This is a genomic window from Saccharopolyspora karakumensis, from assembly GCF_004349225.1.
Classification (GTDB): Bacteria; Actinomycetota; Actinomycetes; order Mycobacteriales; family Pseudonocardiaceae; genus Saccharopolyspora; species Saccharopolyspora endophytica.
In genome coordinates this window covers 1-25,084 of sequence record NZ_SMLA01000074.1, presented here as the reverse complement: position 1 = coordinate 25,084, position 25,084 = coordinate 1, and the positions used below count along the sequence as shown (strand labels likewise).

General features: G+C 70.8%; 29 protein-coding genes. 13 read left to right on the top strand and 16 right to left on the bottom strand.

Annotated features, from left to right (window positions below; translation table 11 throughout):
• The coding region (locus tag E1202_RS28645; RefSeq protein WP_132686447.1) for a hypothetical protein at positions 1–1,122 on the bottom strand (1,122 nt) is incomplete at its 3' end.
• 69 nt (positions 1,123–1,191) lie between these two features.
• On the opposite strand from E1202_RS28645, the gene E1202_RS28640 reads away from it, so the two are divergent.
• From E1202_RS28640 to E1202_RS28620, 5 genes are all read left to right on the top strand, one after another.
• Positions 1,192–1,842 (top strand): glycosyltransferase family 2 protein, encoded by a 651-nt coding sequence (locus tag E1202_RS28640; RefSeq protein WP_235879083.1) that lies wholly within the window; start codon positions 1,192–1,194, stop codon positions 1,840–1,842.
• Positions 1,839–2,495, top strand: coding sequence for a TIGR04282 family arsenosugar biosynthesis glycosyltransferase (locus E1202_RS28635; protein ID WP_132686445.1), 657 nt, complete (start codon positions 1,839–1,841; stop codon positions 2,493–2,495). Before E1202_RS28640 ends, E1202_RS28635 begins: the two co-directional genes overlap by 4 nt.
• Complete coding sequence (locus E1202_RS28630) at positions 2,492–3,103, top strand: methyltransferase domain-containing protein (protein WP_132686444.1); 612 nt, start codon at positions 2,492–2,494, stop codon at positions 3,101–3,103. The genes E1202_RS28635 and E1202_RS28630 overlap by 4 nt, the downstream gene beginning before the upstream one ends.
• Positions 3,104–3,378: 275 nt before the next feature.
• Complete coding sequence (locus tag E1202_RS28625) at positions 3,379–4,368, top strand: TerC family protein (protein WP_132686443.1); 990 nt, start codon at positions 3,379–3,381, stop codon at positions 4,366–4,368.
• Between the two features lie 26 nt (positions 4,369–4,394).
• Positions 4,395–4,745, top strand: coding sequence for a TraR/DksA family transcriptional regulator (locus E1202_RS28620; RefSeq protein WP_132686442.1), 351 nt, complete (start codon positions 4,395–4,397; stop codon positions 4,743–4,745).
• Between the two features lies 1 nt (position 4,746).
• On the opposite strand, the gene E1202_RS28615 is transcribed toward E1202_RS28620, so the two are convergent.
• The gene (locus E1202_RS28615) at positions 4,747–5,664 is read right to left on the bottom strand and encodes an acyl-CoA desaturase (protein WP_132686449.1); all 918 of its coding nucleotides are present in this window, start codon (positions 5,662–5,664) and stop codon (positions 4,747–4,749) included.
• A 265-nt stretch (positions 5,665–5,929) separates the two neighbouring features.
• Between E1202_RS28615 and E1202_RS32450 the strand changes: the two genes are divergently transcribed.
• Positions 5,930–6,184, top strand: coding sequence for an SHOCT domain-containing protein (locus E1202_RS32450; protein ID WP_235879082.1), 255 nt, complete (start codon positions 5,930–5,932; stop codon positions 6,182–6,184).
• Positions 6,185–6,249: 65 nt separating this feature from the next.
• Here E1202_RS32450 and E1202_RS28605 read toward each other — a convergent pair whose 3' ends face one another.
• Together E1202_RS28605 and E1202_RS28600 are read right to left on the bottom strand one after the other, a co-directional pair.
• Entirely contained in the window at positions 6,250–7,683 is a 1,434-nt protein-coding gene (locus E1202_RS28605) for a DUF4153 domain-containing protein (RefSeq protein WP_235879081.1), read from the bottom strand.
• Positions 7,684–7,769: 86 nt separating this feature from the next.
• Positions 7,770–8,072, bottom strand: a complete 303-nt coding sequence (locus E1202_RS28600; RefSeq protein WP_132686441.1) for a hypothetical protein — start codon at positions 8,070–8,072, stop codon at positions 7,770–7,772.
• 364 nt (positions 8,073–8,436) lie between these two features.
• Between E1202_RS28600 and E1202_RS28595 the strand changes: the two genes are divergently transcribed.
• From E1202_RS28595 to E1202_RS28585, 3 genes are all read left to right on the top strand, one after another.
• Positions 8,437–9,324: a class I SAM-dependent methyltransferase gene (locus E1202_RS28595; protein ID WP_165944020.1), complete on the top strand. Its 888-nt coding sequence runs from the start codon at positions 8,437–8,439 to the stop codon at positions 9,322–9,324.
• 94 nt (positions 9,325–9,418) lie between these two features.
• On the top strand, positions 9,419–10,297 hold the full coding sequence (locus tag E1202_RS28590; RefSeq protein ID WP_132686439.1) for an SAM-dependent methyltransferase: 879 nt from the start codon (positions 9,419–9,421) through the stop codon (positions 10,295–10,297).
• A gap of 81 nt (positions 10,298–10,378) precedes the next feature.
• The gene (locus E1202_RS28585; RefSeq protein ID WP_132679089.1) at positions 10,379–10,651 is read left to right on the top strand and encodes a GlsB/YeaQ/YmgE family stress response membrane protein; all 273 of its coding nucleotides are present in this window, start codon (positions 10,379–10,381) and stop codon (positions 10,649–10,651) included.
• Here the strand turns inward: E1202_RS28585 and E1202_RS28580 are convergent.
• The 6 genes from E1202_RS28580 to E1202_RS28555 all read right to left on the bottom strand — a co-directional run bounded on the left by E1202_RS28580 (position 10,646) and on the right by E1202_RS28555 (position 14,583).
• The gene (locus E1202_RS28580) at positions 10,646–11,443 is read right to left on the bottom strand and encodes an SAM-dependent methyltransferase (protein WP_132686438.1); all 798 of its coding nucleotides are present in this window, start codon (positions 11,441–11,443) and stop codon (positions 10,646–10,648) included. The genes E1202_RS28585 and E1202_RS28580 overlap by 6 nt on opposite strands.
• Before the next feature lie 72 nt (positions 11,444–11,515).
• Positions 11,516–12,781, bottom strand: coding sequence for a multidrug effflux MFS transporter (locus E1202_RS28575; protein WP_132686437.1), 1,266 nt, complete (start codon positions 12,779–12,781; stop codon positions 11,516–11,518).
• Positions 12,782–12,994: 213 nt separating this feature from the next.
• Positions 12,995–13,585 carry a DUF305 domain-containing protein gene (locus E1202_RS28570; protein ID WP_132686436.1) on the bottom strand — a complete coding sequence of 197 codons (591 nt, stop codon included), beginning with the start codon at positions 13,583–13,585 and terminating at the stop codon, positions 12,995–12,997.
• A gap of 67 nt (positions 13,586–13,652) precedes the next feature.
• Positions 13,653–14,000 (bottom strand): DUF6153 family protein, encoded by a 348-nt coding sequence (locus tag E1202_RS28565; protein WP_132686435.1) that lies wholly within the window; start codon positions 13,998–14,000, stop codon positions 13,653–13,655.
• Positions 14,001–14,011: 11 nt separating this feature from the next.
• Positions 14,012–14,293 carry a metal-sensitive transcriptional regulator gene (locus E1202_RS28560; RefSeq protein WP_093420260.1) on the bottom strand — a complete coding sequence of 94 codons (282 nt, stop codon included), beginning with the start codon at positions 14,291–14,293 and terminating at the stop codon, positions 14,012–14,014.
• Between the two features lie 65 nt (positions 14,294–14,358).
• Positions 14,359–14,583, bottom strand: coding sequence for a hypothetical protein (locus tag E1202_RS28555; RefSeq protein WP_132686434.1), 225 nt, complete (start codon positions 14,581–14,583; stop codon positions 14,359–14,361).
• Positions 14,584–14,714: 131 nt separating this feature from the next.
• On the opposite strand from E1202_RS28555, the gene E1202_RS28550 reads away from it, so the two are divergent.
• Positions 14,715–15,644 (top strand): oxygenase MpaB family protein, encoded by a 930-nt coding sequence (locus tag E1202_RS28550; protein ID WP_132686433.1) that lies wholly within the window; start codon positions 14,715–14,717, stop codon positions 15,642–15,644.
• 75 nt (positions 15,645–15,719) lie between these two features.
• Here the strand turns inward: E1202_RS28550 and E1202_RS28545 are convergent, their stop codons facing one another.
• The 6 genes from E1202_RS28545 to E1202_RS28520 form a co-directional block, all read right to left on the bottom strand.
• Entirely contained in the window at positions 15,720–16,454 is a 735-nt protein-coding gene (locus E1202_RS28545; RefSeq protein WP_132686432.1) for a ThuA domain-containing protein, read from the bottom strand.
• Positions 16,451–17,533 (bottom strand): Gfo/Idh/MocA family protein, encoded by a 1,083-nt coding sequence (locus E1202_RS28540; RefSeq protein WP_132686431.1) that lies wholly within the window; start codon positions 17,531–17,533, stop codon positions 16,451–16,453. The genes E1202_RS28545 and E1202_RS28540 overlap by 4 nt, the downstream gene beginning before the upstream one ends.
• A 27-nt stretch (positions 17,534–17,560) precedes the next feature.
• Complete coding sequence (locus tag E1202_RS28535; RefSeq protein ID WP_132686430.1) at positions 17,561–18,376, bottom strand: carbohydrate ABC transporter permease; 816 nt, start codon at positions 18,374–18,376, stop codon at positions 17,561–17,563.
• On the bottom strand, positions 18,373–19,272 hold the full coding sequence (locus E1202_RS28530; protein ID WP_132686429.1) for a carbohydrate ABC transporter permease: 900 nt from the start codon (positions 19,270–19,272) through the stop codon (positions 18,373–18,375). Before E1202_RS28530 ends, E1202_RS28535 begins: the two co-directional genes overlap by 4 nt.
• Positions 19,272–20,549: an ABC transporter substrate-binding protein gene (locus E1202_RS28525; RefSeq protein ID WP_132686428.1), complete on the bottom strand. Its 1,278-nt coding sequence runs from the start codon at positions 20,547–20,549 to the stop codon at positions 19,272–19,274. Before E1202_RS28525 ends, E1202_RS28530 begins: the two co-directional genes overlap by 1 nt.
• A gap of 108 nt (positions 20,550–20,657) precedes the next feature.
• Positions 20,658–21,881: an ROK family transcriptional regulator gene (locus E1202_RS28520; protein ID WP_132686427.1), complete on the bottom strand. Its 1,224-nt coding sequence runs from the start codon at positions 21,879–21,881 to the stop codon at positions 20,658–20,660.
• Between the two features lie 160 nt (positions 21,882–22,041).
• Between E1202_RS28520 and E1202_RS28515 the strand changes: the two genes are divergently transcribed.
• Genes E1202_RS28515 through E1202_RS28505 form a run of 3 tightly spaced genes read left to right on the top strand, consistent with a single transcriptional unit; the run spans position 22,042 to position 24,900 of the window.
• A complete protein-coding gene (locus E1202_RS28515; protein WP_132686426.1) occupies positions 22,042–23,172 on the top strand; it encodes a Gfo/Idh/MocA family protein in 1,131 nt (376 codons plus the stop codon).
• A 2-nt stretch (positions 23,173–23,174) separates the two neighbouring features.
• Positions 23,175–24,095 (top strand): sugar phosphate isomerase/epimerase family protein, encoded by a 921-nt coding sequence (locus tag E1202_RS28510; RefSeq protein ID WP_132686425.1) that lies wholly within the window; start codon positions 23,175–23,177, stop codon positions 24,093–24,095.
• Positions 24,096–24,120: 25 nt separating this feature from the next.
• Positions 24,121–24,900: a sugar phosphate isomerase/epimerase family protein gene (locus E1202_RS28505; RefSeq protein WP_132686424.1), complete on the top strand. Its 780-nt coding sequence runs from the start codon at positions 24,121–24,123 to the stop codon at positions 24,898–24,900.
• The last annotated feature ends 184 nt before the right edge of the window (positions 24,901–25,084 follow it).

The following is a 25,084-nucleotide window of genomic DNA, read 5'->3' as shown; positions in this document are numbered from 1 at the left end:
GGTGAGGGCGGCTGCGGTGAGGGGGCCGGCTGAGAGGAGCAGGGCGCCGAGGTTTCCGAACACCCAGTAGGCGTAGGGGCGTTGGGCGAAATCTCCCTGGTGGTAGCGCTGGATCACCAGGTGGTAGCCGTCGAGCCACCAGAACCCGAAGGCGGCGAAGACGGCGGCGACGACGGACGCACCGAGTGCGGCGATCAGCAGCGAGCGCCAGGAGCGGTTGATCAGCCCGACGGCGAGGGCGATCACGGTCACGAGGGTGAGCCCGTAGCTGAGGAACAGCGCCGCTCCCAGCGACAGCCCGCCGAGCAGGGACGGCAGCGCTCGGCGCAGCGCCAGCAGGGCGATGCCGGTCGTGGCGACGCCGGTGAACAGGCCGTCGGCCGAGACGCCCATCCACACGGCGCCGGGGAACAGCACCACGAACGGGACCACCGCGCGCGCCGCCCGCTCGTCGTGCAGCGCCCTGACCGTCACCGGTACCGCGACCGCGGCCAGGGCTCCCACCAGCAACGTCACCACCGACGCCCAGGTGCCGCCGCCGAGTCCGAGCCGGTCCAGCCACGTGTAGACCAGCAGCGCACCCGGCGGGTGGCCCGAGACGTGCACCGTCCAGGAGTGGGGCTGCCCCGCGAGGACGTGCTGGGTGAACCCGCCGATCATCGCGGGGATGTCGTGCACCCGGGGCACGTCGTGGAGGTACTCGGTCCAGTCGGTCAGCCTCTCGGTGATCCCCGCGCGCCACCCGTCCACCAGCGCCAGCGAGACCGTCCACGCCAGGGCCGCCGCGTAGCTCGCGATGAGCAACCCGCGCCACGGCAATCGGGCCGCCAGCGGCGGGCCCCACACGACCACGGCGATCGCCAGCGCCACCGCCAACGGCGTTCCGGGGCCGAGATGGGGGTGGAGGAAGCCGAAGAGCGGAGCGGCGTCGGCGTGGAGCGGAACGCCGACGCGGTTGAGCGCGACACCGGCGATCGCCGTGGCGGCGATGAGCAGCGCACCGGTGGCGAGCGCGATCAGCTGCGCGCGGCGGGAGGGGAGGAGCACCGCCGCGAAGGTAGTCGTGCGCGAGCCCTCGGCCAACGCGCTGCGGGGATCCGTCAGAACCTCGTAAGAACTCACCCGGCGTAAGGATTCGGTAAGCGCCGCAGTCCTTTTCGGCCGCGCCCACTGCGCGCTTGCATGGGTGGCGTGAACGAAGTCGACGTGGTGCTGCCCTGCCTGGACGAAGCCGCCGCCCTGCCCGGGGTGCTCGCGGCCCTGCCCGACGGGTACCGGGCGCTGGTGGTGGACAACGGATCTCGGGACGGCTCCCCGGACATCGCCGCCGCTCGCGGTGCGACGGTGATCGCCGAACCCCGCCGCGGCTACGGGGCCGCGGTGCACGCGGGTCTTCGCGCCGCGGACACCGAGATCGTCTGCTTCGCCGACTGCGACGGTTCCCTGGACCCGGCGGTGCTGCTGGACCTGGTCGCGCGGGTGCGCGCCGGCGCGGATCTGGCGGTGGGCAGGCGCGTCCCGGCCGCGCCCGGGGCCTGGCCGGCGCACGCCCGCGCGGGCAACGCGCTCATCGCCGCCCTGCTGCGCAGGCGAGGCGTGCCGGTCCACGACATCGCGCCGATCCGCGCCGTCCGGCGTGCTGATCTGCTGAACCTCGACGTCGCCGACCGCGCCTTCGGCTATCCGCTGGAGCTGCTGCTCAAGGCCGGGCGGGCGGGCTGGCGGATCGTCGAGACCGACGTCGAGTACCGGCCGCGCACCGCCGGAACCCGCTCGAAGGTCTCCGGTTCGGTGCGCGGCACGCTGCGCGCAACGCGCGACATGGCGCGGGTGCTGCGATGATCGCGCTGCTCGTCGTCGCCAAGGCCCCCGTCCCCGGGCTGGCCAAGACCCGGCTGTGCCCTCCCGCTACACCCGAGCAGGCCGCGGAGCTCGCCGCCGCGAGCCTGCTCGACACCCTCGACGCCGTCCGCTCCACCCCCGGAGCGCACCCCGCCGTCGCCCTCACCGGCGACCTCGACGACGCCGCCCGCGCCACCGAACTGCGCGAACGACTCGCTCGCGGCACGCTGCTGGGCCAGCGCGGCGAGGACTTCCCGCAGCGCCTGGCCGCCGCCCACGCCGACACCGCCGCCGCCCACCCGGGCCTGCCGGTGCTGCAGATCGGGATGGACACCCCGCAGGTCACCGCGGAGCTGCTCGCCGACGCCTGCCGCCGGCTGGTCGGCGCCGACGCCGTCTACGGCCCGGCCGCCGACGGGGGCTGGTGGGCCATCGGCTTCCGCGACCCCCGGTTCGCGCGCCTGCTCGCCGAAATCCCCACCTCGCGCCCCGACACCGGCCGCCGCACCCTCAACGCGCTGCGCAACGCCGGACTGCGGGTCAGCGCGCTGCCCGAGCTCGTCGACGTCGACACGATGCACGACGCCCGCGCGGTCGCCTCGGTCGCACCGAGCACCCGCTTCGCCGCGGCGCTGGCCGGGTGCCCGAGGTGAGCGGCGAGTTCGACGCGGCGCTGCGCGGCGGCACGACCACCCTGGAGACCAGCGACGGCTCCGCCCGGCCGCTGCCCGGGAACCGCTGGATCTCCCAGCCCGACACCGCCGACCGCCACGTCCTGGCGGCGTGCCGAGGTCCAGTGCTCGACATCGGCTGCGGTCCCGGGAGGCTCGCCCGTGCGCTCACCGGCAGCGGAGTGATGTGCCTGGGCATCGACAGCTCACGGCTGGCGGTGGAGACGACCCTCGCCCGCGGTGCGACGGCGCTGCGCCGGGACGTGTTCGGCCCGCTGCCGGGCGACGGCAGCTGGCAGGAGGCGTTGCTGGTCGACGGCAACATCGGCATCGGCGGCGACCCCGCGGCACTGCTGTCCAGGGTGCGCCGCCTGCTGCGGCCCGGGGGAGTGGCGTGGGTGGAGGTCGAGCCGCCCGGAACCGGGATCTGGCGCGGCACCGGGCGCGTCGTCGACGCGGGCCGGCGCGGCCGGGCCTTCCGCTGGGCGCGCGTCGGTGCCGACGCCATCGCCGCGCTGGCCACCGGTTTCAGCGCGCGGGTCGTCGAGGTCGACCGGCGCTGGTTCGCGGTGCTGAACGCCGGGCCTTGACTCGCGGCGACCGGAGCAAGAGCATTCCGCCTCGCGTGGGAAACTGGGTCCAGTGTGGACGATCGGAAAAACGGTACCGGTGAGGAATGAATCGGACGTAGGTGTTCAAACGGCCTCATCTGACTGTGATTTCGGTCCGGCTGCGATGATTTTTCGTCCGAATTGATCGGAATCGTCCCGCTGATCGCCGGGGTTCCGTTTTTCCATACAGTATTCTGCATTCACTTGTCCGAGCGCGGGACAGGGTGCGCAGCGAGCGGTGTGAGGGGACGCGGATGAACTTCCCGGTGTGGGTGTGGGCGGTGACGCTGGTCGCGCTGCTCGGCCTGATCGCGGCCGACCTGCTCGTGGTGGGGCGGCGGCCGCACGCCGTCAGCGTCAAGGAGGCCGGCCTGTGGGTGGCCTTCTACGTCGCGCTCGCGGCGATCTTCGGCGGGCTGCTGTTCGCCTTCGCCGGTTCCACCAGCGGCGCGGAGTTCTTCGCCGGGTACGTCACCGAGTACAGCCTCTCGGTCGACAACCTGTTCGTCTTCGTGATCATCATGTCGCGCTTCGCGGTGCCCCGCGAGCACCAGCACCGGGTGCTCCACATCGGCATCCTGATCTCGCTGGTGCTGCGCGCGGCGTGCATCGCCGCGGGTGTCGCGGTGCTCGCCGCGTTCAACTGGGTGTTCTACCTCTTCGGCGCGTTCCTGATCTACACCGCGATCAAGGTCGCTCGCGACGCCGGTGGCGACGAGCCCGACGACGAGGGCAGCGGCATGATCCGCGCGCTGCAGAGGGTCGTGCCCACCACCGACACCTACGACGGCGGCAAGATGGTCACCCGCGCCGGTGGCAAGCGGATGTTCACGCCGTTGCTGCTGGTCGTGGCCGCGCTCGGGCTGGCGAACGTGATCTTCGCGCTGGACTCGATGCCGGCCATCTTCGGGCTGACCAAGGACGGCTTCATCATCTTCACCGCCAACGCCTTCGCGCTGATGGGGCTGCGGCAGCTCTACTTCGTCATCGGCGGGCTGCTCGACCGGCTGATCTACCTCAGCTACGGGCTGGCGGTCATCCTCGGCTTCATCGGCCTGAAGCTGATCGTCGAGGCGCTGCACGGATCGCACGTCGAGGAGATCCACTTCCCGGTCCCCGACATCGGCATCGCCGCCTCGCTCGGCTTCATCGTGCTCACCCTGGCGATCACCACGGTCGCCAGCCTGGCCCGGTCCCGCACCGGGCGGGCCGAACCGGTGACCAGCGGCGCCGACCCGGAATAAAGCCCGCCGCACGGCGTTGACCCAACATGGCGCGCAAGTCGCCGGAGAGGCTCCTGGCCGACCACCGGACCGAGGTGCAGCACCGCATCGAGTCGCTGCAGCGGCACCTCACGTCCATCGTCGAGTCGGCGACCTGGACCACCAACGACGACGAGCACGACCCCGAAGGCGTCACCATCGCCTACGAGCGGGCCCAGACCCAGGGCCTGCTGATCGACGCCAAGGCCGAGCTCGAGGCGCTGGACGAGGCGGCCAGGCGCGTCGAGGACGGCACCTACGGGCAGTGCCAGCGCTGCGGCAAGCGCATCACCAAGGAACGCCTCGAAGCCCTGCCCGCGGCCAAGCTGTGCATCCGCTGCACCTCGACCCGGCGCTGAGTCAGTCCTCGCCGACGGCCAGGCGGGAGAGGCGGGTCGGAGTGGGCCAGCGGACGTGGTGGGCCCAGCCGGCCTTCTCGAACAGCCAGATGACCCGCGCCGAGATGTCGATCTGACCGCGCTGGACGCCGTGGCGCGCGCAGGTCGGGTCAGCGTGGTGCAGGTTGTGCCAGGACTCGCCCATGCTCAGGATCGCCAGCGGCCAGAAGTTCGCCGCCTTGTCCCGGCTCTTGAACGGCCGTTCGCCCACCAGGTGGCAGATCGAGTTCACCGACCACGTCACGTGGTGCAGGAACGCCACCCGGACCAGCCCCGCCCAGAAGAACGCCGTCAGAGCGCCCCAGGCGGTACCGGTGATCAACCAGCCCATCAGCCCAGGCAGCAGGAACGTCGCGACCGTGAGCGGGCCGAACAGCTTGTGCACCAGCCGCATGTCGGCGTCGGCCAGCAGGTCCGGGACGAAGCGCTCCTGGTTGGTCAGGTCGCGCTCGAACACCCAGCCCATGTGGGCGTGCCAGAACCCGCGCACCAGCGCGGCCGGCGAGGTGCCGAAGGCCCAGGGGGAGTGCGGATCGCCCTCGCGGTCGGCGAAGGCGTGGTGCCTGCGGTGGTCGGAGACCCAGTGCATGATCGGACCCTGCACCGCCATGCTCGCCACCACCGCGAGCGTGATGCGCAGCCACCGCTTCGCGCGGAAGGCTCCGTGGGTGAAGTAGCGGTGGTAGCCGACCGTCACCCCCAGGATGGTCAGCACGTACCAGCCCGCGGCCAGCGCCACGTCCCACCAGTTCAAGCCCCAGCCCCACGCCAGTGGCACGGCGGCCACCAGGGCGAGGAACGGGCCGAGGATGAACACGTACACCGACAGTTGCGGACCCCACGGCCTGCGTCCGGCGAGCATGGGCTTGGGGCCGGCCATCTCAGCTGCGTCCAACTCGAGCTCCTCGCGTAGTTGCGGGGAAATCCCGCCTCGACCACCAAACCCCGAATGCTCTGGTGATCGCAAGAAACGCGATGGCAACCGAGAGTGAACGGCCAACGATTCCGGGACGCGTGCGCGGTCTGCGCACACCGCTGGTCCCGGCCTACGTCGCGGACGGTAGCACGGGTGTCGCTCCTGGTCGGACGCCCGGATCGCCGTCGGCGCCGATGCTGGGAATCACCGACGAGGAAGGTGAGCAGCGATGGTGACCGAACTACTGATGCAGTGGGGACCCGGGCCCGGACCCGGAGGGCACGGCGGAGGTCCGTTCTGGATCTTCGGCCTGGTGTGGATGGTGCTGATCGCATCGCTGATCGTCACCGCGATCTACGCGATCCTGCGCAGGACGCGGCGGCCTTCGGCGACCGAGAGCGCGCGGACGATCCTGGCCGAGCGCTACGCGCGCGGCGAGCTCAGCGGCGAGGAGTACCGGGAGCGCCTAGGCGAACTGCGCTGAGCGAGGGGTGCGCGACTTCGTGAGAGGTCGCGCACCCCGGCTACCCGCGCGAACGGGGGACGGCCTCAGAGCCGGTTGAGCTGGTCGGTGAGGTTCCAGGAGCGCCAGGACATGTCACCCGCACGGGCGTTGATGTCCAGGACCACCGAACCCTTGACCTCGGCCGGGAGCCGCTCGATGGCGGGCAGCGCGTCGGCGGACAGCTCCGCCAGGTACTCGGGGTCGACCTTGCCGGTCTGCTCGAAGCGGGAGACGTTGGCCTCGGCGACCGCGCCTTCGGGGTTGACCGCGGCCAGCACCAGCAGCGCGCCCATCGCGGTGCCCAGCACGGCGGTGGGCAACCAGCGCGCGCGCAGCCGCACGCCCGCGGCGATGATCATCGCGTAGACGACGCCGAGCCAGAGCTCGCAGGTCATCACCAGCATCCGCAGCACCGTGTACCCGTAGGCGTCCTGGTAGGACCACATCCGGGCCAGCGCGGAACCGGCGATCACCAGCGTCAGCACCGCCAGCGCCCCCGCCAGGCCGCGCAGCAGGTTCCGCTCGGCCCGGGTGCGCCTCGGCGCCCAGCGCGCGGCTGCCGCGATCACCGGCAGGGTCAGGATCGTCACCAGCGTCAGCTGCCAGAACCCGTTGCGCGCGTAGGAGGAGAACGTCAGCCCGGCGCTGTCGCGCACGTGCGCCGGACCGCCGAACAGCGACGCCGCCTGCACGACGATGAACAGCCCGAACAGCGCCACCAGCACGCCGATCGGCACCGCCCACTCCGCTCCGCGCAGCGTGCGCCGCTCACCGCTGGGAGCCCCGAGCGTCGGAGGGCGCAGCGCGGTGAAGGCGGCGCCCAGGGCGAGCACGGTGGAGGGAGCGAACACGAACGTCGCGCGGAAGAACGTCTCGAAGTCCAGTTCGGGCACGACCGCGTCGGCGATCCGCGCGAAGTTCTCGTCAGCGCCGGCGAACAGCGCCCCGAAGACCAGCAGCAACAGCAGCGCGACCAGCGCCGACAGGCCCATCCGCAGCGCACGGCTGCCGCGCACCCGGCCACGCATGCCTCGCGCGGTCCACGGCAGCGCCCGGCACGCGGCGATCGGCACCGCGACCGCCATCAGCACCAGCTCCCGCACCGCCCGGGCGCGGCCGATCGCCAGCGCCGCCGCGACGGCGGAGGTGAGCACGCACAGCGCTGCCAGCCACTCGGCGCTGCGCAGGGCGCACACCGACAGCAGCAGCAGGCCGGTGACCGCCCACAGCACCTGCCCGGTCCGGACGTCGCGCACGGCGAACAGCAGTGCCGCCGCCGCGCACATCCCGAACAGCGTCCAGCCGATTCCGGGGCCTTCCAGCGGGAGGAACACCGCTGCGGCGACACCGCTGATCAGCGCTGCGAGCAGGGCTCGGGGCGCGCCGGTCTCGGGCCGGGGCCAGAAGGAGTCGAACAGCGGTGGTGCCGGGACCTGGTACTGCGAAACGACGGGCGGGGGAGCGAGGTGGTCGGACATGTTCCTCCAGAGCGAACCGTGCTTCGCCTGAAGACGTCTCAAGCCCGGCGCGAGTTGCTTCGCGCCGGGCTTGAGGAAGTCGGACCTCAGTTGTTTCGCGTGGCCTGCCGGGAACCGGGCGCGGAGAGCCGGCCTCGGGCGGTGACCAGCGCGCTGCGCGCGTTGGCGCGCTCGCCGTGGGCCAGGTGCTCCGCGGCGCTGCGCACCGCGGTCGCCGCATCCGCGGAGACGGCGATCTGCGGATGCTCGTCGAGCAGCCCCACCGCGCGCATCAGTTCCTGGCGGGCGCGGTCAGCCGGGGTGTTCGGCTTGGTCAGCAAGTCGATGAGGGCTGTGTCCACCGCGTCGCGAAGGGCCGCCTCGGTCGAGCTGTGCGGTAGTGCAGTCACGGGCCGGGAGTCTATGCGCTGAACGGCACAATTTTCTCGGCCGCCGATCACCCACATGGGTGGATCTCTTCGGTTCGGTGCAACGGCCGGCTGAACACGACCCGTCATTTTTACTCCTGGGCCGGCGAATTCCTCGCCTGAACTGACTCCTCGCGAATTCGACCGGGCTGAGCATTTCGCCTGGTTGAGCGGTTTTCAGCGGGTTCGTCCGCTCTGCGGTGTGCCCTAACGCACATTTAGTTGATGTGCGCAACTAACTTGTTACGGTCACGGCGAGTACCGATTTCTGCTCAGCGAGTTCGGCTGAGTGACCGGAACGAATGACGTTTCCGGGGGAAGCGCGGGAACCGAGAGGGGCGCGAGCGTGACTACTGGCCAGCAATGGGACATCGTGACCAGCGTCGGGCTGACCGCGCTGGGAGTGGCTGCGGCGCGGGCGCTGGAAACCCATCGCGAGGACCGGCTGATGTCGGACCCGTTCGCCGCGGCGTTCGTCAAGGCCGCCGACGCGCCGGTGCCGATGCCCACCTCGCCGGAGGAGGTGGCGCAGCTGCCGGAGGACTCCATCTGGGCGCAGGCCGAGATGGAGGACTACATGGGCGTGCGGTCGCGCTGCTTCGACGACTTCTTCGCCGCAGCGGGCGAGGCCGGTGTCCGGCAGGTGGTGATCCTGGCCTCCGGCCTGGACGCGCGTGCCCACCGACTGGACTGGGCCGCGGGCACCACCGTCTTCGAGATCGACCAGCCCAAGGTCCTGGAGTTCAAGCAGACCGTCCTCGACGAACTCGGCGCCGCGCCGAAGTGCGCGCACCGCCCGGTGTCGATCGATCTGCGCGAGGACTGGTCCGCGGCGCTGACCGAGGCCGGTTTCGACGCCGAGGCGCCCACCGCGTGGCTGGCTGAAGGCCTGCTGCCCTACCTCCCGCCGGAGGCTGAGCAGCAGCTGCTGACGAGCACCGACCAGCTCTCGACGTCCGGCAGCCGGTTGGCGGTGGAGGACTTCAACGACGTCCGCCGGCTCTTCGAGGACGAGGATCTCGCCGACTTCGGCCAGGAGTGGGGTCTGGACATGCGGGACCTGCTGCACTCCGACGATCGCCCCGAGGCCCCGGACGTGCTGCGTGGGCTGGGCTGGAAGACCGAGGTCGAAGGCGCCGAGGCGAAGGCGCGGGGCTACGGCCGCGACCTGAGCGGGATGTTCGGCGAGATGGCCGACGCCAGCCGATTCGTGGAGGCGCACAAGCCCGCATGAGGGGGCGCGAGGTCCGAAATGACCTGTTCGGCAGGTGATTTCGGGCCCGTTCTCACGTCCCGCGCCGACCGCGTTCGCCGCCTACGATCGGGGAGTGGCAGAACAGGACTGGGACATCGTCAGCGGCATCGGCGTCACCGCGTTGGCGGTGGCCGCCGCCAACGCGATCGAGAGCTGCCGGGACGACCGGCTCGTCAACGACCCCCACGCCGAGACGCTGGTGCGCGCCGCGGGCCAGGGGATGGCGTTCCCGACCACGCCGGAGGAGCTGGCGGCGATCCCCGATGACGAGCGCCGCTGGGCCGAGCGCATCGACCACTACATCGGTGTCCGCTCCCGCTTCTTCGACGACTTCTTCGCGCAGGTCGCCGGATCCGGCGTGCGCCAGTTCGTGATCCTGGCCGCCGGATTGGACACGCGCGCCTACCGGCTCGACTGGCCCGACGGGGCCGCGGTGTTCGAATTGGACCAGCCGAAAGTCCTTCAGTTCAAACGGGAGATCCTCGATCGGGTCGAGTCCGGTTGCGAGCACCGGATGCTGGGAATCGACCTGCGCGAGGACTGGCCCGCCGCGCTGATCGCCGCGGGCCTGGACGTCGGCGTTCCGACCGGATGGCTGGCCGAAGGCCTGCTGCCCTACCTGTCGGGTGAGGCGGAACGGGGGCTCCTGCAGGCGATCACCGACCTGTCCGCGCCGGGAAGTCGCTTGGCGGTGGAGGAGTTCCACGACACGAGCAAGATCGCAGGCGATGCGAAGATCTCCGAGTACGGCGAGCAGCAGGGCGTGGACGTCAGCGCGATCCTGCACGACGACGGCCGCCCGCCCGCTCCCGACCTGCTGGCCGAGCTGGGCTGGCGCAGCGAGGCCGAGACCAGCGAGGACGCGGCGGTCCGGCTCGGCAGGGATCCCGGGCTGGCGATCGGCCCGATGCTCGAGGTCAGCCGTTTCGTGACCGCCTCGAAACCCGGGTGAAGACGATCACCGCGACTGGGCGGGCATGATCGGAGTAGCCTGGGAATTCGCACTGTCCGCGAGCGAAAACGGGTGAGCTCGGTGTTCCTGACAATTCTCGGCTGGATCGTGTTCGGCCTGATCGCCGGTTTCCTGGCCCGCGCCATCGTGCCGGGCAAGGACGACATCGGCCTGCTGATGACGATTGTCCTCGGCGTCGTGGGTTCCGCGGTCGGCGGTTTCCTGTTCGGCTTGTTCACCGTGGGCCTGCGCGGTTTCCAGCCGGCCGGCTGGATCGGATCCGTCATCGGCGCGGTGATCGTGCTGGTCATCTACAACAAGGTCACCGGCCGCAAGCGCCGGGTCCGGTCATAGTTTCCGGCCGACGCCGGCCAACCCGGTGATGCGCTCCGGGTTGTCGCCGACCTCCGAGGGGGAGACCGGTCGCCACTGCGGCAGGAAGACCAGGCCCGGTTCGACCAGCTCGAAGCCCTCGAAGAACCCGCCGATCTCTGCTCGCGAGCGGAACGTCAGAGGAGTGGCGGTCCGCTGCTTGTAGAGGTCGGCGTGTTCGCCTGCGACGTCCGGGCGCCCCTCGTCGGTGGCGTGCGAGAGGCACAGGAAGCTGCCCGGCGCCAACGCGTCCCGGTACCGCGCGATCACCTCGCGAGGCGCGGATTCGTCGTCGATGAAGTGCAGCAGCGCGACCATCATCACCGCCACCGGCTGGTCCAGGTCGAGCAGCGCGGTGACTTCGTCGGAGGCGAGCACGGCTTCGGGGTCGCGGGCGTCGGCGCGCACGATGTCGGCATCGGCGTTGTCGGCCAGCAACGTCTTGCTGTAGGCCGCGGCGACGGGATCGGTGTCGACGTAGACCACGCGGCTACCGGGCGCCGCCAGCTGCGCCACCTCGTGCACGTTGCCCACGGTCGGGATGCCCGAGCCCAGGTCGAGGAACTGCCGAATGCCCTGCTCGACGCAGCAGTGCACCGCGCGTCGCAGGAAAGCGCGGTTGGCCTGCATGATCTGCGGCAGCTCCGGCCACATCGCGATCGCCTGGTCGCCCATCTCGCGGTCCACGGCGAAGTTGTGGCTGCCACCGAGGTAGTAGTCGTAGACCCGCGCAGCGTTGGGCTTGTCCAGATCGATTTCGTCGGGCTCGGACATCGCGACCTCCTCACGGCTGGGCGGGGCCACCGCCCAGCCGTGATGTTAGAGGTCCGTCACCCGGATGCGGGGTCAAGCAGCGGCCACGGTTCGGTTGCTGAGCCGTACCACCGCCGCCAGCGCCACGAGGGCGACCGCCGCGCCCGCGGTCATGATGACCGCCATCGCCGGCCCGTCGTTGCCCAGCACTCCGACCAGCGGCGCGATGAGCGCGCCGAGCCCGAACTGGCAGGCGCCCAGCAGTGCTGCGGCGGTGCCCGCGGCCTCGCCGTGCCGTCCCAGCGCCAGCGCCGGGGCGTTGGGCATCACGAAGCCCATCGAGCCCAGGACCACCCACAACGGCACCAGGAATCCGGCCAGCCCGCCGATCCCGGTGGTGGTCAGGGCGACCATCACCAGCCCGGAGGCGGTGGCCACGATCAGCGACGTGACCACGATCTGCATCGTGGTGAAGCGGTTGAGCAGCACGACGTTGAGCTGCGAAGCGCCGATCAGCGCCACCGCGCCCGCTCCGAACACCAGGCCGAACGCCTGCTGGTTGAGCCCGTACTGCTCCTGCAGCACGAACGAGGAGCCCGACACGTAGGAGAACAGCGCCGTCATCGCCAGCGCGGCCACGATCAGCAGCAGCACGAACTCGCGGTCGGTGAGCAGCTTGCCGTAGGTCCGCAGCACCGGCGAGAAGTGCGGTTCCTGCCTGCGCTGCGGCGGCAGCGACTCCGGCAGCGCGAGCACCGCCAGCACCAGCAGGGCCGCGCCGAGCGCGGCCAGCACGCCGAAGACCCCGCGCCACGAGGCCGACAGCAGCACCGCGCCGCCCAGCGTCGGAGCCAGGATCGGTGCGATGCCCATGACCAGGATCAGCCGCGAGAGCGCGGTGGCGGCCGCGCGCCCGGACCACAGGTCGCGCACCACGGCCATCGCGACCACCATCGCCGCGGCCGCCCCGACTCCCTGCACCACGCGCAGCCCGCCGAGCACGGCGACGTTCGGCGCGATGAGGCAGGCCAGCGAGGCGAGGATGTGCAGCGCGGTGCCGGCGATGAGCGGCTTGCGGCGTCCGACGACGTCGGAGAGCGGGCCGATCAGCAGTTGTCCCAGACCCAGTCCGAGCAGCGTCCCGGTGAGGGTGAGCTGCACGGTGGAGTCGGGAGCCCCCAGGTCCGCGCCGATGGAGGGCAGCGCGGGCAGGTACATGTCGATGGTCAGCGGCCCCAGGGCGATCAGCGCCCCGAGCACCACGATGATGCGCAGTCGCTCCAGCCCGGTCGGTTCGTCGGCGCGGACATCGGTCGTCCGGGCCGGCGCCGCCGGGGATTGCACAGCAACGTCTTCCATCGCTTCCTTTCGGAAATGTCGTTCGGTACCCGACGTAGAGCGTGGTGGAAGCCGCGTTTGTTCCGGAGAAATCCGGGGTTCGCTGTGATCCGGATTACAAACGGTGAATTTTGAGTCCATTGTGGACGGGTATTCCCGGAATCGATGACAGTTCCGTGAATTCCGGGTTCCGCGCGGGCTGCCCGGGCCCGGTGCGCCCGGGCAGCCGTTCGCTCAGTGCTGGGTGAGCATCGTGCGCATGGAGTCGATCTCGGACTGCTGGCTGATCATGATCTCCCGCGCCATCTGCTGGGCGTCGGGGAAACGACCCTTCTCCACCTCGGTCCGGGCCATCTCGACCGCACCTTCGTGGTGCTTGATCATCAGCATCAGGAACTTCTGGTCGAACTCGGGGCCCTTGGTCCGGCCGAGGCCGGCCATCTCATCGGTGGACATCATGCCTGTCATGGAGTGACCGCCATGTCCGCCGTGCCCTCCTCCGCGTCCGGACTGCTGGGCGTTCCAGTCGCGCAGCCAGCCGTTCAGCTTGTCGATCTCCGGTCCCTGCGCCGCCTCGATCCGGGCGGCCAGGTCCTTGACCTGCTGGGATCCGGCGTTCTGCGCGGCCATCCGCGACATCTCGATGGCCTGCTCGTGGTGCGGCAGCATGCCTTGGGCGAACATCACGTCGACGTCGTTGTGCGCGGGTGCGGTCTGGGCGGGCGGAGCCGCCGGAGCGGGGTTCTGCGCCTGGCCGCAGCCGGCCAGGAACGACAGGGACAGGGCGGCGCCGAGCACAGCGGCGCCCGTGCGGGCGTGCTTCATCGCGAATTACCTCGTCTTCGAATTGGCGTGATCGGGCGTGACCGGGTCGGGCCGGTCCGCGGTCCGATCAGCGCCGGAGTACGCAGAGTGCGGCGAGCCGCCGAGGTAATGGATCCGGAGGTCGCGCCCGTTGCAGTGTGCGCCGGATCCGGGAGAGGGACATCTCGGCCGTGACGACCGCGGCCAGGCGCAGCCGCGGAGCCAGCAGGACGAGGAAGCTCGCGGCGACCGCCAGGCATAGGTGCAGCGCGTCGTGCCCGTCGGGCGCGGCGTCGTCGGAGGCCTGGACCTGAGGTTGCGCGCCGACGGTGTGCTGGGCGTGGTGGGCGTCGTGCTGCGCGGGCACGTGGTGCATGAGCACCACGCCGAGAGCCAGGGCCACCAGCAGGGCCCAGCGGAACGCTCCGGTGCGCACGTGCCGGTCCGTCAGGACTTCACCAGGCGCGCGATGGCGTCGCTGGCCTCGCGGATCTTGGCGTCGGCCTGCTCGCCGCCCTCGGACATCGCCTCGGAGACGCAGTGCTTGAGGTGCTCGTCGAGCAGCCCCAGCGCGACGGCCTGCAGCGCTTTGGTGGTGGCCGAGACCTGGGTGAGCACGTCGATGCAGTACTCGTCGTCGTCGATCATGCGCGCGAGCCCGCGCACCTGACCCTCGATGCGACGCAGTCGCTTGGCGTAGTCGTCCTTGTTGTGGGCGTAGCCGTGCATCGAATTACCTCCCCTGGGTCGGTGGACCCACCACCTTTATACCCCAGGGGGGTAGTTGTGGCCAGTCAGAGGAACTCGCTGCGCGCGGCCGGCTTCTCCGCCGCCGTCCCGCGCTGCTCGGCGCGGCGCATCCACAGCCAGCCGCCGAGCTGGACGAGCGCCGCACCACCGGTCAGCGCCACGGCGATGACGGCGTACGACGGCCAGCCGTTGATCACGCCCAGGGCCACCGCCACGGCGAAGAACAGCAGCGTGCGCACCAGCAGGATGCCGAGTTGGCTCTTGGTCACGGCCTGACCACCTCCAGCCCCCGAGTCTAGGCGGGGTACCCGCGGCGTCCGTCCGGGCGTGCGGCATTGACGCTGCGTGTTGGCCTGCTTACTTTTGATGACGGCCGTGCTCACATCGAACGGAGCGTCGGATGACCGAACCGCTGGGGCCGGATTCGTTGATGTGGCGCTACTTCGGAGACTGGCGCGGGCTGCTGCTGGCGCTGTGGGCCGGGTCGATGCAGAACATGCACCCGCAGCTGGGCGCGGGCGTGGAGGAGCACTCGGAGTTCTTCGACGAGCGCTGGGAACGGCTCTACCGATCGCTGTACCCGATCGGCGGCGTGGTCTACGACGGCCCCCGCGCGGCGGAGACGGCGAAGCTGGTCCGCGGCTTCCACAACGGCATCAAGGGCGTCGACCAGCGCGGCAGGCCTTACCACGCGCTCAACCCGGAGACGTTCTTCTGGGCGCACGCGACGTTCCTGGTGATGCCGATCCTGATCAACGACCGCCTGGGCAAGCCCCTGACCGAGGAGCAGAAGGCGCAGGTCTACGCCGAGGGCGTGCAGTGGTACCGGCTCTACGGCATGAGCATGCGCCCGGTCCCGCCGGACTGGCCGAGCTTCCAGCGCTACTGGGACCACATGTGCCGGGACGTGCTGGAGGTCAACAAGGCGACCCGCGACGTGCGCGACCTCTCCCGCATCGGCAGGCCGCCGCTGATGCGGTGGCTGCCCGAACCCGCGTGGCGGTGGGGGCGACCGCCGATCACCCGGCTCATGCACTGGCTGACCACCGGCTGCTACGACCCGCCGATCCGCGAGAAGCTCGGCCTGCGCTGGACCCGCCGCGACGAACTCCTCCTCACCGTCGTCGGCCGGGTGTTCGCGGCGTTGTGGAGCCTCGTCCCGTTCAAGCTCCGCCTCCACCCGCGCGCCAGGGCGGCATGGAACCGGGCCCAAGGCCGCCTCCCGGCCGACGCCCCGCTGGTCGAAACACCCCCCCGCAACTACCCACCACCCGACAGGCGCGACGACCCGAAGCACTACTTCCCGGGCCAACGCCACCTGACGGGGTGAGGGAACTCGAATTTCGCGCGCAATTCGACCGGCGGAGCGCGGCCTCGACTTCACGCGAGATTCGACGAGGGCCGGTCAGCGCCAGCGGCGGTCGAGCTTGGCGACGTCGGGAGCCGTTCGGGGACGGTCCGGCTGGGCGGCCCAGCGGATGCCGTTGGTGAGCACTCTCCGGATCTCCTGCTGGTGGTAGACGGGGTAGCGCTGATCGCCGGGGCTGAAGTAGAAGATCCGGCCGTGACCCCGGAAGAACGTCACGCCCGACCGGAACACCTCCCCGCCGTCGAAGGACGAGATGAAGATCAGCTCGTCCGGCGCGGGGATGTCGAAGAACTCGCTGTAGGTCTCCTGCTCGGGGATGACCAGCGGGTTCGGCACTCCCTCGGTGATCGGGTGGTGCGGGGCGACGGTCCACACCAGCTCCTGCTCGGCCGCGTCCCGCCAGCCCAGCGAGCACGTCGTGCTCAGCAGCCGCCGGAAGATCTTCGAGAAGTGCCCGGAGTGCAGCACCAGCAGCCCCATGCCGCCCAGGACGTGCCGCTGCACCCGGTCCACCACCGCCTCGTCGACCTGACCGTGCGCGCGGTGGCCCCACCACAGCAGCACGTCGGTGTCGGCCAGCACCTCCTCGGGCAGCCCGTGCTCGGTGTCGGCCAGCAGCGCGGTGCGCACCGAGGCCTCCGGCAGCCCTTGCCGGATCCCCTCGGCGAGTGCGCCGTGGATGCCGTGCGGGTAGATCTCGGCCATCACCGGCGGGTCCTGCTCGGCCTCGTGCACGCCCTCGTTCCAGACCGTGATGCGCAGACCGCTCACGCGACCGCCACCTCCCGCTTCTCGGCCGCCGAGCGGTAGCAGGCGTCGATGACCTCCGCGCGGCGCAACGCCTGCGACCCGTCGTTGTCCGGCCACTCCTGCGGAGAACCCAGCAGCCGCACGAAGTTCTCCACCACGGCGGCGTGCGCGCGCCCGGGTTCGGCGCTGGGCTGGTAGTCGGCGATCTCGCCGTCGACGTCCCGGTACACGTGCAGGTCACCGACCTGCGCCTTGGTGGCGCCCACCGCCCGGAGCTCGGCGCCGCCCTCGGTGCCCAGGACGCTGAAGTCGATGAGGTCGGTGGGATTGCGGAACGCCGCCCACGAGGTCTCCAGCACCAACGTCCCGCCGCCTTCGAGCCGGATGAACGCCGAGGCGAAGTCCTCCACCTCGAAACCGCCCTTGGCCTGGGCGGTTTCCCACTTCATGCCGCCGATGTTGCGCGGGCCCAGCTCGGCGTAGGTCACCGCGCTCACCGACTCCACCTTCGGCTCGCCGAGCAGGAACAGCGCGTAGTCCAGCACGTGCACGCCGATGTCGGCCAGCGGCCCGCCGCCGGCCATCTCGCGGTTGGTGAACCAGCTGCCGATCTTGGGGATGCCGCGTCGCCGCATCCAGGACGCCTTGGCGTAGTAGAGCCGGCCGAGCTCGCCGCTCTGGATGATCTCGCCGAGGGTCTGGATGTCGCCGCGCAGCCGGTGGTTGAACGCCACGTCGAGCACCCGGCCGGCCGAACGCGCCGCGTCGACCATCTGCCTGCCCTCGACGCCGTTGCGGGCCAACGGCTTCTCGCTGAGCACGTGCAGTCCGCGCTTGAGCGCGGCGACGGCGATCGGGGCGTGCAGGAAGTTGGGCACCGCGATGCTCACCGCGTCCAGCTCCGGCAGCTCGACGAGCTGCTCCCAGCTCTCGAACAGGTGCGGTGCGCCGTGCTTCTCGCCGAGCGAGACCAGCATGTCGGCCTCCTGCCCGGCGATCGCCACGATCTCAACGTTGGGCAGCGCCTGGTAGGCGGCGAGGTGCTGCTGCCCCGCCCAGCCGACGCCGACGACTCCGACCCGGAACCTGGGGTCACTCATCAAGGGACTCCTTCTTCTGCGGTGGCCTCAGCCCTTGATCGCGCCGGCGGTCAGACCGGCCACGATGCGCTTCTGGAAGACCAGCACGAGTACCAGCAGTGGCAGGGTGACGAGCACGGAGGCCGCGCTGATAGTGCCGATCGGGTGGTCGAAATCGCTCGTTCCGGAGAAGTAGGCGATGGCGACCGGAACGGTCCGGGCCTCCGGCGTGGAGGTGAGCGTGACCGCCAGCAGGAATTCGTTCCACACCGAGATGAACACCAGGATCGCCGTGGTGGCGATGCCGGGCACGGCCAGCGGCAGGATCACCTTGCGGAACGCGGTGAACGGGCTCGCCCCGTCGATCAGCGCGGATTCCTCCAGCTCGAACGGGATCTCGCGGAAGAACGAGGTGAGCACGAAGATCGCCATCGGCAGCGCGAAGGTCAGCTTCGGGATGATCAGCCCGGCGAGGGTGTCGTAGAGGCCGATGTCGCGCCAGATCGTGAACATCGGCGCGGCGATGGCGATCACCGGGAACGTCGTCACCGACAGCACCAGCCCGAGGATGATGCCCTTGCGCGGCAGCTTCAGCCGCGCCAGCGAGTAGGCGGCGAACGAGGCCAGCAGCAGCGCCAGCGAGGTCGTCACCACCCCGACCACCAGCGAATTGCCCAGCGCCGTCAGGAAGTCCTCGTCCTGCAGCACCTCCAGGTAGTTGCGCAGCGAGGGCGAACCGGGCACCAGCGACCCCGAGGACAGCTCGGCGCCGGTCTTGAGCGAGGTGTTGACCAGCCAGTAGAACGGCACCAGCGAGGCCAGCACCACCAGCAGCGCGAACAGCAGGATCACGGGGCGGCTCATGACTTCTCCTCCGCGATGTCGCGAATGTTGCCGCCGGCGAAGCGGATGTAGACCAGAGACACGGCCATGACGGTGATGAAGGTCAGGATCGACAGCGCCGAACCCTGCCCGATCAACCGCTGCTCGCGCAGCTCCTGGTAGGCGATCATGGACATCGTCTCGGTGCCGTTGGAACCCTTGGTCAGCACGAACGGCAGATCGAAGATTCGCAGCGCGTCGAGCAACCGGAAGATCGCCGCCAGCGCGATCGCCGGGCGCAGCAGCGGCAGCGTGACCCGCCAGAACGTCTGCCGGCGGCTCGCCCCGTCCAGGTCCGCCGCCTCGTAGACCTCGCCGGGGATGACCTGCAACCCGGCCAGCACCAGCAGCGCGACGAACGGCGCGGTCTTCCACACGTCGGCCGCGATGATCACAGCCATCGCGTAGCCGGGCTCGGCCAGCCACACCTGCTCGCCGCCGGGCAGGCCGAGGGCCCGCAGCAGGCCGGTGACCAGGCCGAGGTTGGACTCGAACATGGCCTGCCAGGTGATCGCCGAGACCACCGTCAGCACCGCGTAGGGCACCAGCAGCACCGAGCGCAGCAGGCCGCGACCCCGGAACGCCACGTTGAGCAGCAACGCCATCGCCACGCCGATGACCACTTCGAGAGCCACGGAGGTGAAGGCGAACAGGAACGTCTGCCCGAAGGCCCGCCACCACTGCTCGGAGAGCAGCGCGTTCCAGTAGTTGGTCAGGCCGACGAAGTGCGACAGACCCGCCCGCCGGACGCTGTAGACGTTGAGCGACAACCAGACCGCGTAGCCGATCGGCACCGCCGCGACCAGGAACATGATCACCAGCGCGGGGGAGACCATCCACACCGCGGTGCGCCGCTGCTGGGCGTCCACGCGGCTCATCAGAACGTCTCCTGCGCGGACTCGACGTCCGCCGCCAACTCCCGCACACCCGACTCGACGTCGGTCTGCCCGGAGATCACCTCGTAGGCGTTGTCGTAGATCGCTCGCGACACCTGCGCGTACACCGGCGAGCGCGGACGCGGTTTCGCGTGCAGCAGCGATTCCTTGAGCTGCGGGATGAACGGCAGCTCGGCGCGGACCTCGGGGTCGTCGTAGAGCGCGGCGAACACCGGGGCCTGGGCGGTGCGCAGCACCATCTTCTTCTGGAACTCCGCGCTGGTCGCGTAGTCGATGAGCGCGACCGCGGCGCCGGGGTTGTCGGACTTGGCGGCGATGGCGAGGTTCCAGCCGCCGAGCACCGCGGCCGGCCGGCTGCCCTCGTCGAAGGCAGGCAGCGCCGCCGCCCGGGTGACCGGGCCCGCCGAGGTCTCGCTGATCAGCTTGTGCGCGCTGGGCCATTGGCGCAGGTACCCGGCCGCGCCGGACTCGTAGGCGCGGCGGGCGTAGTCCTCGTCGTAGCTCAGGCACGCGCGGTCGATCGCGCCGGAGTCCATGCCCTGCGCCATCAAGCGCAGCACCGCGCGGGTCTGCGGCGAGTCGACGGTGACACGGCCGGAGTCGTCGATCACCGAACCACCGGCGGAGTAGAGCAGTTCCAGGAAGTTCGCGGTGAGGCCCTCGTAGCGCTTGGCCTGCATCTGCACCCGCTTCGAGCGGTCCTGCCCGGCCTGGGCGTAGACCTCGCGCCAGGTCGTGGGCGGCGGGACCCGATCGGCGCGGTAGAACAGCAGTCCGGCGTTAATGTAGAAGGGAACTCCCCAGTCGCGGCCGGCGTAGCGCACCGTTTCCAACGTCGACGGCATCAGCTCGTCGCGGTGCCGTTCGGTGAGCCTGCTGTGGTCGAGCAGCCAGCCCTGCGTCGCCCACTCGCTGGTCCAGGTCACGTCGGTCAGGTAGAGGTCGCACTCCGACGACCCGCCTTCGAGGCGCTGCAGCGCTTGAGCGCGGGTGGAATCGGTGTCCTGGCCGATCTCGACGTAGCGCGCGCTGAGCCCGCCACCGCGCGCGTTGAACTCCTGGGTGAGGTTCTCGAAGACGCCGGTGTCGCGGATCCCGCAGAGGGTGACCTCACCGCGAGCGCCCCGAGCCGAACCCGGCTCTGCGACGGTGACCTGCGGTGCGTGCTCGCCCGGCGGGGCCGCCGGGGGAGGGCTCGCGCAGCCGCTGAGGGCCAGCGCCGCGACGGCGACGGCGGCCCAGGGCCGGGATGAAGGCATGGCGTGTCTCCGCTTCGCGGTTCGTCGGCGGTGATCCCGGGAAGAACCCGGTCACCGGTCGAACGGCGGCGTGAGACGATCACATGGTTGCGGCGCGGTCACCGGGTGTCAAGGCATGTCGCGCACCAGCCGGTGAATCCCCTCCGGGGACAGCACGTTCTCGATCCCCGCCACCACCGCGCCAGCCAGCCCCGCCGAGCGGCCCAGCGTGCTGTTGGCCAGCGACAGGTGTCGGGTCGCCAGCGGCAGCGCCCGGCGGTAGACGACGCTGCGGATCCCGGCGAGCAGGTCGTCGCCGACCGAGGTGATCAGTCCACCTAGGACGATCCGCTTCGGGTTGTAGAAGTGCACCAGCATCGCCACCACCTCGCCGATGGTCGCCGCGGCGGCCCGGATCCTGCGGATGGCCAGTGCGTCGCCGTCGCGCAGCAGTCGTGCCAGGTCCTCTATCGTCTGCGGCCCGCCCGACTCGGCGCGCAGCCCGCGCAGCACGGCATCGGCCGAGGCCACCGCCTCCACGCAGCCGACGTTGCCGCACTGGCAGATCACGTCGTCGGCGCCGGGCACCCGGATGTGCCCGATGTCGCCGGCCGCTCCGTCGGAACCCCGGTGCAGCTCACCGGTCGCCGAGACGATGCCGCCGCCGATCCCGGTGCCGATCTTGAGGAACAGCAGCGGGGACTCCTCGGCGGGCAGCGCGCGGGCCTCGCCGAGGGCCATCAGGTTCACGTCGTTGTCGACCGAAGCGGTGCAGTCGAAGCGGTCGGCCATCGTGTCCCCGACCGGGAAACCGTCCCAGCCGGGCATGATCGGCGGCCGCACCGGCATGCCCATGCGCGGATCGACGGGGCCGGGCAGCCCCATCACCAGCGCTTTGACCTCGTCGGCGGCGACGTCGGTGTTGCGCAGCAGCTCCCGCAGGTGCTCGGTGAGCACGTCGAGCGCCTTCTCCGGGCCGACCGAGAGGTCCAGCGACACCTGCTTCTCGGCGAGCAGGTCCTGGCCGAGATCGGCCACCGCCAGCCGGGTGCTGTGCGCGCCGACGTCGGCGGCGAGCACGACCCCGGCGCGCGGGGCGATCGCCAGCCGGTGCGCGGGACGTCCCCGGCCGCCTCCGCTGAGCGCGCCGCGCTCGGCGACGACCCCGGCCGCGATGAGCGCGTCCAGGTGGCTGTTGACGGTCGAGCGCGCCAGGCCGGTGTGCTTGACCAGCTCGGCGCGGCTCTCCGCCGTGCCGGAGACGATCAGCCTGGTCAGGCCGCTGAGCACCAGGTTCGCGTCAGCGCGCCCGGACGTCCTCGGCACCGTCAACCGGACCGGATCCCATCCCACGGTCGCCTCCTCTGCCGGATTTACCGCTTATTTATGACCGAAAAGAAAATAAATTGTAGCTCTTGTCGGCATAAATGTGGGGTCCTAGCGTGAGTGAAGACGAAAATCGGGCGTGAGACACCCGTCGTTGTCACCGGAACCGACCGAGGGAGGCAGGCGCGTGAGCCCTGGGAACACCAGGCGCGGCGCCGCGATCGTGGGCGCAGGGATGATCGGCGAGGTGCACCGGCGCTCCGCGCTGCTCGCCGGCGCCGAGATCACCGGAGTGCTGGCGTCCACGCCGCAGCGTTCGCTGGAGAAGGCGGGGGAGTGGAACGCCTGCGCGTTCGCCACGTTCGACGAGGTCCTCGCCGACGACCGGGTCGACGTGGTCCACATCTGCACCCCCAACGCCACCCACGCGCCGTTCGCCGAAGCCGCGCTCGCCGCCGGCAAGCACGTGATCTGCGAGAAGCCGCTGGGGATCTCGCTGGACGAGGCCGAGCGGATGGCCGCGGCGGCCGGCGCCAGCGAACTCGTGGCCACCGTGCCCTTCGTCTACCGCTACCACCCGCTGGTCCGCGAGATCCGGGCCCGGCGGCAGGCCGGCGAGTTCGGTGACTGGCACCTGCTGCACGGCAGCTACCTGCAGGACTGGATGCTCGACCCGGACGCCTCCGGCTGGCGCGTCGACCCCGACCAGGGCGGGGTGTCGCGCGCCTTCGCCGACATCGGCTCGCACTGGTGCGACCTCGTTCAGTGGGTGTCGGGGGAGACCTTCACCGACGTCCTCGCCGAGTTCTCCATCGCCGTGCCCACCCGCCCGGCCGCCGGAGGAGCCAGCTTCGGCGGCCCCAGCGGCGACGCGGGCGATCGGGTCGCGGTGCGGACCGAGGACACCGCGGCGCTGCTGCTGCGCACCGGCACCGGCGTGCTCGCCTCGGCCACGATCTCGCAGGTCGCGGCGGGCCGGAAGAACCGGTTGTGGTTCGAGCTCGACGGTTCCGGCGGCAGCGCGGTGTTCGACCAGGAGAACCCCGAGCAGATCTGGCTCGGCGGCGCCGAGAGCAACCGCCTCCTCACGCGCGACATCGGCACCGGGTCGGCCGAGCAGCGCAGGCTCTCCAAGCTGCCCGCCGGGCACGTGCAGGGCTACGCCGACTGCTTCGACGCCTTCGTCTCCGACACCTACGCGGCGATCGACGGCGGAGACCCCGAAGGGCTCCCCACTTTCACCGACGGACTCCGCTCGGCCCGGCTGGTCGACGCGGTCGTGCGCGCCTCCGGAAACGGCTCCTGGACGAAGGTGTGATGATGCGACTCGGAATGCTCACCGCTTGCCTCCCGCACTGGACGCTGGAGGAGTGCGCCGGCTGGGCCGAGATCAACGGCTACGAGGCCCTGGAGGTCGCCGTCTGGCCGGGAACCGGCGGCCGCGACTTCGAAGCGGCCCACCTGCCGGTCGCCGAGTTCGGCCCCGAGCAGGTCGACGAGACCAAGGACCTCTTCCAGCGCTACGGCCTGGAGCTGTCGGCGTTCGCCTACTACGAGAACAACCTTCACCCCGATCCCGCGCGCCGCGAGGAGATCCGCACCCACCTCAAGCACTCCATCGACGCCGCCCAGGCGCTCGGCGTGCCCTACGTGGGGACCTTCATCGGCCGCGACTGGACCAAGTCGGTGGCCGACAACCTCGCCGAGGGGCAGCGGGTGCTGCCCGAACTCGTCGACTACGCCGGTGAGCGCGGCGTGAAGCTCATCGTCGAGAACTGCGTCATGGAGGGCTGGCACCCCGACGGCTACCCCGGCAACCTGGCCTACTCGCCGGAGCTGTGGGAGTGGATGTTTTCGCTGGGCTTCTACCTCAACTGGGACCCCTCGCACCTGACCTGGATCGGGATCGACCCGGTGGAGACCATCGCGCCCTACATCGATCGCATCGTGCACGCCCAGGCCAAGGACGTCGAGCTCGACCCGGCGGCGCGCAACCGCTACGGCTTCTTCGGCAAGGTCGACAAGGACGGCAACCCCTGGGACATGGGCTGGTGGCGCTACCGCGTGCCCGGACTCGGCCAGGTCGACTGGCCGAAGGTCGTGGACCGGCTCTACGAGCACGGGTTCACCGGCACGCTGTCGGTCGAGCACGAGGACCCCGTCTGGGGCGGCGACGACGAACGCATCACGCAGGGCCTGCGCATCGCGCAGCGCACCCTCCGCCCGTTGATCGTGGGTTGATTCCCTCCCTGAAGGGGTGAGGTCCTTGCCGACACTGTCCGTTCAGCTCTACAGCGTCCGCGACCAGCTGGCCGCCGACCAGCCCGCGACGCTGGCACGGCTGGCCGAGATCGGCTTCCGCTACGTCGAACCGTTCGGGCTCGGCTCGCCGGCCAAGAGCCAGGCAGAGCGGCTGGCCTCCACCCGCAAGCTGCGCGCCGACCTCGACGCCGCCGGACTGGCGGTCTCGGCGACCCACGCCGCCCTGCCGAGCGTGGCGGAACTGGCCGAGGAGTGCGCCGAGCTCGGCGCCGGCACGGCGTTCATCCCGCACCCGCGCCAGATCCCGGGATTCGGCGAGGACACCTTCACCGACGCGGCGGCCCTCGACGCCTTCGCCGACGCCCTCGGTCAGGCCGCCGCCGACGCGCCGGACGGTCTGCGGCTCGGCTACCACAACCACTGGTTCGAGTGGGCCGAACTGCCCGGGGGACCCGCCTACGACCGCCTGTGGCAGCGCACCCACCCGCAGGTCCTCGCCGAGCTGGACGTCTACTGGGCGATCGCGGCCGGAGCCGACCCCACCCAGATCCTGCGCTCGCTGGGGTCCCGCGCGGTCGCCGTCCACCTCAAGGACGGCCCGGCCACCCGGGACGCGCCCCAAACGCCCCTGGGCACGGGAGCCGTGGACGTCCCCGCCATCCTCGAGCCCGCAGCCGAAATCCCCTGGCACGTAGCGGAAATCGACACCACGGATCACGACCCCCACGCGCTCCTGGCAACCAACGCCTCCCTCCTCCACTCCCGCGGATCCACCTTCACCTGACCCGGCACGAGCCGCTCTCCGCGCTCACCTCACCTCCCGCCCAACCCGGATCACCGCCGCAATCCGGTCCCCGAATGCGGCCGTATTCCGGTCCCGGATTGCGGCGGTAATCCGGGTGCGGAGGGCGGGGTGATCGTGAAGCGCGGTGCGGAAAGGACGCGCCGGGTGGGGGCGCTGTCGGTCG